Consider the following 8,227-nt stretch of genomic DNA (forward strand, 5'->3'; position numbering starts at 1 on the left):
AGTTCCTGGATGATCTTGCCGTTGCCGCGCACCGGGCCGTCCAGGCGCTGCAGATTGCAGTTGACGACGAACACCAGGTTGTCGAGCTTTTCGCGCGCCGCCAGGCCGATCGCGCCCAGGGACTCGACTTCGTCCATTTCGCCGTCGCCACAAAACACCCAGACTTTGCGGTTCGCGGTATCGGCAATACCGCGCGCATGCAGGTACTTCAAAAAGCGCGCCTGGTAGATCGCCATCAGCGGCCCCAGACCCATGGACACCGTGGGGAACTGCCAGAATTCGGGCATCAGCTTGGGGTGCGGGTAGCTCGACAGACCCTTGCCGCCGACTTCCTGGCGGAAGTTGAGCAACTGCTCTTCGCTCAGTCGGCCTTCCATGTAAGCGCGGGCATAGACGCCGGGCGAGACGTGGCCCTGGATGTAGAGGCAGTCACCGCCATGCTCTTTGCCAGGTTCAGCGCTCTCGGCATGCCAGAAATGGTTGAAGCCGGCACCGAACATGTGCGCCAGCGAGGCGAATGAGCCGATGTGGCCGCCCAGGTCGCCGCCGTCGACGGGGTGGTGCCGGTTGGCCTTGACCACCATGGCCATGGCGTTCCAGCGCATGTAGGCGCGCAGGCGCTCCTCAATCTCAATGTTGCCGGGGCAGTGCGCTTCCTGATTGGCCTCGATGGTGTTGACGTAGCTGGTGTTGGCCGAGAACGGCATGTCGATGCTGCTCTGGCGCGCATGGTCCAGCAACTGCTCCAGCAAAAAATGAGCGCGCTGCGGGCCTTCGCTCTGAATCACGGCGGTCAGGGCGTCCATCCACTCACGGGTTTCCTGGCTGTCCGCATCTGGGGCGGCTGAGACAAATGAATTCTCGGGAACTGCTGACATGCTTGTCTCCTTGGTTTTTTACGTAATTTAGACCGATTTATTTATTTTCTCATATTTATTTAAAAATTTCGAATTGTGCAGTGTCATTTCACAATGCAGAACAAGAGGCCGAATGAAATAGCCTCCCAGCCCCGTCCTCGAAGCGATGTGTCACCTACACTTGGCATCATGCCTTTGCTGCGTCCGATCTCACTGCCCAGTCCCATGAAACTGCCTCCCGTGGCCCGCTTCCAACGCTGGTGGCAGCGTTTGACGCCGCATCGCCAGGACCGTTTTTCCGTGCTGGCGCCGCTCGCTGCCGTGCTGCTATTTCTGGCCGCCATCGTGGCCGCGTTTGGTTATTTGCGGCTGGAAGAAATTGCCCGCGAACAAGAAGCGGTCAAACGGGACGTGGAATACACGCAACAGCGTCTTCGTCTGCGCCTGCTGGAGCGACAAGAGCAGCTCATGCGCATCGCCCGCGAGCTGTCCAACCGGGAACTCAATGCCGACGAATTCGAGAGTCGGGCGGAAGCGATGATCAACCAGTACCCCGAATTGCAAGGCCTGACCTGGATCGATGAGCGCCGGCGCATCAAAGCCAACGTCGGCACCGCCAGCCTGTCGGCCAATCAGCTTCGAGCGGTGGGCAGCACCCTCAAGATGGGCGAAACCGAAAACACCTACAACCTGGCGCGCGAACTGCAGCAGCCTATTTACTGGCAAGGTGCGGCGGCGCCAGACAGCACTGCCACGCTGCAACTGCACATTCCGTTGAGCGACCGTGCACATTTTTTGGGCGTTCTATTGGCCGAATACTCGGTGGACGGCTTGTTTCGCTACGGCGTACCGACCGAAGTGTCGGCTCGCTACGCGGTCTCCTTCCATGATGCCAAGGGCGGCCTGCTGGCGGGCACCAGCATTCCGGCGCGCAACCCGGCCAATCGGCTGCTGCCTTGGGACAGCCCGGTCAACGCCTACGAAGTTCCGGTGTCCCCTGTCGGCAACGGCCTCGTCATTCGGGGCCAGGCTTACCGCGCCTCGCTGGGCGTGATCGGCAGTGGCCTGTTCTGGCTGGTCACTGCCCTGAGCGCGATGACGGCCTGGATGCTGATCGCCAACTGGCGCCATACGCGCCGCCGCATGCAGGCCCAGCAAGCACTGGTATCGGAAACCAGCTTCCGGCGGGCGATGGAAAACTCCATGTTGACCGGCATGCGGGCGCTTGATCTGCAGGGCCGCATCACCTACGTCAATGCGGCTTTTTGCCAGATGACCGGTTGGAATGAATCCGACCTGGTGGGGCGAACCGCGCCATTTCCCTATTGGCCTGAGGCCGATCGCGATTCGCTGGCCTTCCGGCTGGAAGAAGAACTATCAGGGAGAACACTTCCGGGCGGCACCCAGGTGCGTGTCAAACGGCGGGACAACACGCTGTTTGACGCCCGGCTCTACGTCTCCCCGTTGATTGACGCCCGTGGCACGCAGACCGGCTGGATGACCTCGATGACAGACATTACCGAACCGAACCGGATTCGGGAGCAGCTGTCAGCATCGCATGAACGCTTTACCACGGTCCTGGAAGCGCTGGACGCCTCCATCTCGGTCGCACCGCTGGGCAGCGACGAGTTGCTGTTCGCCAACAAACTGTACCGCCTGTGGTTCGGCACCATGGCAGGAGGGCATCTGCAGCTGGTCGCCGAGGCGGGCGTGCCGGTGACGCCCCCCAGTGACGAGTCGCTGGACCACGTGGACGCCTTCGCCGGCCTGCCCACCAACTTGTTGCCCGAGACGGAAGCTGAGAGTGCCGAAATCTATATGGAGGCCTTGGGCAAATGGTTGGAGGTCCGCACCCGTTATCTGAGCTGGGTCGATGGTCGCCTGGCGCAGATGGTGATTGCCACCGACATCACGGCACGCCGTATCGCCGAAGAACAATCCGCCGCGCAAACCGAGCGCGCCCAGACTGCCAGCCGCCTGATCACCATGGGTGAAATGGCATCCAGCGTGGCGCACGAGCTGAACCAGCCGCTGACGGCCATCAACAACTATTGCGACGGCATGGTGTCGCGCATCAAAGCCAAGCAAATCAGCGAAGAAGATTTGCTCGGCGCTCTGGAGAAAACCGCCAGGCAGGCGCATCGGGCCGGCCAGATCATCCAGCGCATTCGCTCTTTCGTCAAACGCAGCGCGCCCAATCGCGCCCTGTCAAAAATCACGGGCATGGTGGACGAAGCGGTTGAACTGGCCGAAATTGAAATGCGTCGCCGCAATGTGCGGCTCACGCACTATGTTGCCCCCCGCATGCCGGCGCTGCTGGTGGACCCGATTCTGATCGAGCAAGTCCTGGTCAACCTGCTCAAGAATGCGGCCGAATCGGTTGACTCGGCGCAGCGGCCGACAGCGCAACGCAGCGTCAAATTACGGGTGGCGCCCAGTCAAGTCGATGACAAGCCCGTGATTGAATTCATGGTCATTGACTCCGGCCGGGGGCTCGCGCCTGAAGTCATGGCGCGGCTGTATGAAGCTTTTTACTCCACCAAGGCCGACGGCATGGGCATCGGCCTGAGCTTGTGCCGCTCCATCGTGGAATCCCACCTGGGTCGAATGAAAGCCGAGAACCTTTACAATGGCGCCGAGGTGACAGGCTGCTGTTTCTCTTTCTGGATTCCCATGACGGAATCCTTGCTTCCCAAGGCACAGCTCCCGCACAGACAACCAAGGACACCAGGTTAGATCCTGGTTACAGCATGAGTTTGATACCAAAAAAAGGCACGGTTTACGTGGTGGACGACGACGAAGCGGTACGCGACTCGCTTCAATGGCTGCTGGAGGGAAAAGACTACCGGGTTCGCTGCTTTGAGTCCGCCGAGTCATTTTTAAGCCGCTATGACGCACGCGAGGTTGCTTGCCTGATTGTGGACATCCGCATGGGCGGCATGAACGGTCTGGAGCTGCAAACCCGACTGCTGGAGAGCCAATCGCCACTGCCTATCGTGTTCATCACCGGTCACGGCGATGTGCCGATGGCCGTCGACAGCATGAAAAAGGGCGCGATGGATTTCATCCAGAAGCCCTTCAAGGAAGATCAGCTGGTGTCGCTGGTGGAACGCATGCTGGACCAGGCCAAAGACTCCTTCGCGGAGCACCAGAGCGCTGCCAGCCGGGGTGTACTCATGGCCCGACTGACGTTGCGTGAGACGCAGGTGCTGGAGCGCATTGTGGCCGGACGCCTGAACAAGCAGATCGCCGACGACCTGGGGATCAGCATCAAGACGGTGGAGGCGCATCGCGCCAACATCATGGAAAAGCTCAATGCCAACACGGTGGCCGACCTCCTGAAAATTGCTTTGGGACAAACCACCGCCAAAGCTTGACGCTCCTTTATTTATAGCAACATGCGCCCGCCCGACAAGGACTAGCGGGCTTTTTTATTTATGGAACTGAAATTATGACAACCCCAAGCCACGGCCAGATCATCGATGGAATCGCCCTCTCCGCCCGCCTGCGCGCCGACGTCGCCACACGCGTCGTGGCGCTCAAGACGCGCGGCGTGACGCCCGGCCTGGCGGTCATTCTGGTGGGCGAGGACCCGGCCAGCGCCGTTTATGTGCGCAACAAGGTCAAGGGTTGTTCAGATACCGGCGTTCATTCCGTCTTTGAAAAATACGAGGCCACTCTGTCGGAGGCTGATCTGCTGGCGCGCATCGCCGCGCTCAATGTCGACCCGACGATTCACGGCATTCTGGTGCAAATGCCTTTGCCCAAACACATCAACCCGCACAAGGTCATTGAGGCCATTTCCACCAGCAAAGACGTGGACGGCTACGCCACCCTGAGCGCCGGCGAATTGATGACGGGACAACCCGGCTTTCGGCCCTGCACGCCTTATGGCTGCATGAAACTGATTAAAAGCACCGGCATCGATTTGCGCGGCAAACACGCGGTGGTCATTGGGCGCAGCAACACGGTCGGCAAGCCGATGGCGCTGTTGCTGCTGCAAGCCAATGCCACAGTCACGGTTTGCCACAGCGCCACCGCCGATATCGGCCACCACACCCGGCAAGCCGACGTGATCGTCGCGGCGGTCGGCAAACGCAACGTGCTGACCGCCGACATGGTCAAACCCGGTGCGATCGTCATTGACGTCGGCATGAACCGCAACGACGAAGGCAAGCTGTGCGGCGACGTCGATTTTTCAGGCGTGAAGGAGCTGGCCAGCTTTATTACCCCGGTGCCTGGTGGGGTGGGGCCGATGACGATTACGATGTTGCTGGTCAACACCCTTGAAGCGGCTGAACGCGCCGCAACATAAGCTCTCATGAACAATCCCCTGCTCTCTTTCGACGATCTGCCACTTTTTGACCGAATCGCTCCTGACCACGTGGCCCCGGCCATTGACCAGTTGCTCACACAGGCCAACGCCGCGCTGGAAACCGTCACGGCGCCCGACTTTCCGGCGCGCTGGAACGACATCGCCAAAGTACTGGATGTCGCCACCGAGAAGCTGGGACGGGCCTGGGGTGCTGTCAGCCACTTGAACAGCGTGGCCGATACGCCCGAGCTGCGGGCCGCTTACAACGACGCCCTGCCCAAAGTCACCGAGTTTTCCACCCGCCTGGGCGCGGACGAACGCCTGTATGCCAAGTACAAGGCGATTGATCCCGCCACACTCAATGCGGAGCAGCGTCAGGCCCACAAGAATGCCATGCGCAATTTTGTATTGGGCGGCGCGGAACTGGTGGGTGCCGACCGTGAGCGTTTTGCGGCTATTCAGGAGCGTCAGGCCGAGCTGGGCCAGAAATTCAGTGAAAACGCACTGGATGCCACCGATGCCTTTGCCTACTACGCCGAGGCGTCTGAACTCGACGGTGTACCCGACGATGTAAAGCAAGCGGCCCTGACGGCGGCCAAGGCAGAGGGCAAAGAGGGCTACAAGCTCACGCTCAAGATGCCGTGCTACTTGCCCGTGATGCAGTTTGCCCGCAGCAGCGCGCTGCGCCAGAAGCTTTACCGCGCCTACGTCACCCGCGCTTCCGACCAGGCCGCCCCCGAGACCCTCAAGTTCGACAACTCGGCCCTGATCGCCGACATGCTGGCCTTGCGGCTGGAAGAAGCCAAGTTGCTGGGCTACCGCAATTTTGGTGAACTCTCGGTGGTGCCCAAAATGGCCGAGTCGCCACAACACGTCATCACCTTCTTGCGCGACTTGGCCGCCAAGGCACGGCCTTTCGCCGAGAAAGACCTGGCCGACCTGCGCCAATTTGCAGCGCAACAGCTGAACCTGCCGAATCCGCAGGCCTGGGACTGGCCCTATATCAGTGAAAAGCTCAAGGAAGCGCGCTACGCCTTCAGCGAGCAGGAAGTCAAACAGTACTTTACGGCACCCAAAGTGTTGGCTGGGCTGTTCAGGATCGTTGAAACACTCTTTGACGTGAGCATCAAAAAAGACTCTGCCCCAGTCTGGAACCCCAGCGTCGAGTTCTACCGCATTGAACGCGCCAACAATCTGGTCGGCCAGTTCTATCTGGACCCGTCAGCCCGTACCGGCAAGCGTGGCGGTGCCTGGATGGACGACGTACGCAGCCGCTGGCTACGCCCGGATACGCAGCAGTTGCAAACGCCAGTGGCCCAGTTGGTGTGCAACTTTGCCGAAGGCGTGGATGGCAAACCCGCCTTGCTGACGCATGACGATGTCACCACCTTGTTTCACGAATTTGGTCACGGGCTGCATCACCTGCTGTCTCAGGTCAATGAACGCGACGTCTCCGGCATCAGCGGCGTGGAGTGGGACGCGGTGGAGCTACCGAGCCAGTTCATGGAGAACTTCTGCTGGGAATGGGACGTTCTGCGACAAATGACGGCCCATGTCGATACCGGCGCACCACTGCCGCGCGCGCTGTTTGACAAGATGCTGGCGGCGAAGAACTTCCAGAGTGGCATGCAGACCCTGCGTCAAATCGAGTTTTCGTTGTTTGACATGCTGCTGCACACCGCGCACGACCCCGCACTGGACCTGATGCCTCTGTTGGCGCAGGTACGCGCCGAAGTCGCGGTGCTGCAGCCGCCAGATTGGAGTCGCACGGCGCACACCTTCAGCCATATTTTTGCCGGTGGTTATGCGGCCGGTTATTACAGCTACAAATGGGCCGAGGTGCTGAGCGCCGATGCCTATGCCGCGTTCGAGGAAACCATGGGTGAGGACGGTTTGCCCAATCGGGAGACCGGTAAAAAATACCGGCAAGCCATCCTCGAAGCGGGGGGGAGCCGCCCCGCCATGGAGTCGTTCAAGGCCTTTCGCGGGCGTGAACCCAGTCTGGAGGCCCTGTTACGGCATCAAGGCATGGCAGGACAAACATGAAGGGATTGATCTTGAAAAATACCAGCCATCCAATCCAAGTGAAAACACTGCCCGCATCGGTCCAAGTTGGTGCTGCCGTTTTCGCGGCCGTGCTGCTGATGGCAGGCCAAGCGCAAGCCCAAACGGTCTACCGTGTGGTCGGGCCAGACGGCAGGATCAGCTTCTCTGACAAGCCGCCCGCCGCCTCCGACAATGCCACGGCCACGGGAGTGGGTGGCAGGCCGGTTGGCGTCGGTGGCGTAGCGTTGCCCTTCGAGCTGCGCCAGGTGGCCAGCAAATACCCGGTGACGCTGTACACCTCTGGCAACTGCGCCCCTTGTGGCACGGGCCGGGCGCTGCTCAGCGGGCGGGGTATTCCATTCACCGAGAAAACCGTCAACGCAGCCGAGGATGTCGAAGCCCTGCAACGCATCAGCGGTGAGACCTCGCTGCCCTTTTTGACGATTGGTGGCCAGCAGATCAAGGGCTACTCGGATGCGGAGTGGACGCAGTTTCTGAATGCGGCCGGTTATCCCCAGACATCCACCTTGCCCGCCGGTTACCGCGGCCCGGCCGCAACGCCCCTGGTCGCGGTTCAGAAACCGGCGCCCGCCGTCAAACCGGAGGACACCCAGACCCCACGTGCCCCGGCAGAGCCGAGCCGTCCCCCGGTGGACACCCCTTCCAATCCAGCGGGCATCAAGTTTTGATCAGTTGGGGACAGCGCTAAAGGGCGGTCCCACAAAGCTTCAGAAAGTCAGTGTTTTGACGCCGCTGGCCGTGCCCAAAAGACAGACCTGGGCCTTCTGAAAGGCGAACACGCCCACCGTCACCACGCCCGGCCACTGACTCACCTGGGACTCAAAGGCAAGCGGATCGCTGATCTGCAAGCCCGTGACATCCAGGATGATCTGGCCGTTGTCCGTCACCAGGGGCTTGTCACCCTTGAGCCGAATCTGGGCCTGGCCGCCCATCGCCGCGAACTGTTGCACCACCCGCTTGGCGGCCATCGGAATCACTTCGACCGGCA

General features: G+C 60.8%; 6 protein-coding genes and 1 pseudogene. 5 read left to right on the forward strand and 2 right to left on the reverse strand.

Annotated elements, in window-relative coordinates:
• Positions 1-878 (reverse strand): annotated as a pseudogene (aceE, locus tag B3V69_RS14220) (pyruvate dehydrogenase (acetyl-transferring), homodimeric type); the annotation flags it as partial.
• Between the two features lie 204 nt (positions 879-1,082).
• Here aceE and B3V69_RS14225 point away from each other — a divergent pair.
• The 5 genes from B3V69_RS14225 to B3V69_RS14245 all read left to right on the forward strand — a co-directional run bounded on the left by B3V69_RS14225 (position 1,083) and on the right by B3V69_RS14245 (position 7,907).
• Positions 1,083-3,593 (forward strand): PAS domain-containing sensor histidine kinase, encoded by a 2,511-nt coding sequence (locus B3V69_RS14225; protein WP_296447594.1) that lies wholly within the window; start codon positions 1,083-1,085, stop codon positions 3,591-3,593.
• Between the two features lie 14 nt (positions 3,594-3,607).
• Positions 3,608-4,234 (forward strand): response regulator transcription factor, encoded by a 627-nt coding sequence (locus tag B3V69_RS14230; RefSeq protein ID WP_296447595.1) that lies wholly within the window; start codon positions 3,608-3,610, stop codon positions 4,232-4,234.
• Positions 4,235-4,308: 74 nt separating this feature from the next.
• Entirely contained in the window at positions 4,309-5,172 is an 864-nt protein-coding gene (gene folD / locus B3V69_RS14235) for a bifunctional methylenetetrahydrofolate dehydrogenase/methenyltetrahydrofolate cyclohydrolase FolD (protein ID WP_296447597.1), read from the forward strand.
• Positions 5,173-5,178: 6 nt separating this feature from the next.
• Positions 5,179-7,218: a M3 family metallopeptidase gene (locus B3V69_RS14240; RefSeq protein ID WP_296447598.1), complete on the forward strand. Its 2,040-nt coding sequence runs from the start codon at positions 5,179-5,181 to the stop codon at positions 7,216-7,218.
• Positions 7,219-7,316: 98 nt separating this feature from the next.
• Positions 7,317-7,907 (forward strand): glutaredoxin family protein, encoded by a 591-nt coding sequence (locus B3V69_RS14245; RefSeq protein WP_296447658.1) that lies wholly within the window; start codon positions 7,317-7,319, stop codon positions 7,905-7,907.
• Between the two features lie 39 nt (positions 7,908-7,946).
• Here the strand turns inward: B3V69_RS14245 and B3V69_RS14250 are convergent.
• Positions 7,947-8,227: ribose-5-phosphate isomerase A (locus B3V69_RS14250; protein ID WP_296447600.1), on the reverse strand; the 281-nt coding region annotated here is incomplete at its 5' end.

The sequence above is a fragment of the Rhodoferax sp. UBA5149 genome, assembly GCF_002413825.1.
Classification (GTDB): Bacteria; Pseudomonadota; Gammaproteobacteria; order Burkholderiales; family Burkholderiaceae_C; genus Rhodoferax.

What these genes read in the sequence shown, in the direction of transcription:
- B3V69_RS14225 (WP_296447594.1), top strand. Translation starts at nt 1,083, where the DNA reads ATGAAACTGCCTCCCGTGGCCCGCTTCCAACGCTGGTGGCAGCGTTTG.
- B3V69_RS14230 (WP_296447595.1), top strand. Translation starts at nt 3,608, where the DNA reads ATGAGTTTGATACCAAAAAAAGGCACGGTTTACGTGGTGGACGACGAC.
- folD (WP_296447597.1), top strand. Translation starts at nt 4,309, where the DNA reads ATGACAACCCCAAGCCACGGCCAGATCATCGATGGAATCGCCCTCTCC.
- B3V69_RS14240 (WP_296447598.1), top strand. Translation starts at nt 5,179, where the DNA reads ATGAACAATCCCCTGCTCTCTTTCGACGATCTGCCACTTTTTGACCGA.
- B3V69_RS14245 (WP_296447658.1), top strand. Translation starts at nt 7,317, where the DNA reads ATGGCAGGCCAAGCGCAAGCCCAAACGGTCTACCGTGTGGTCGGGCCA.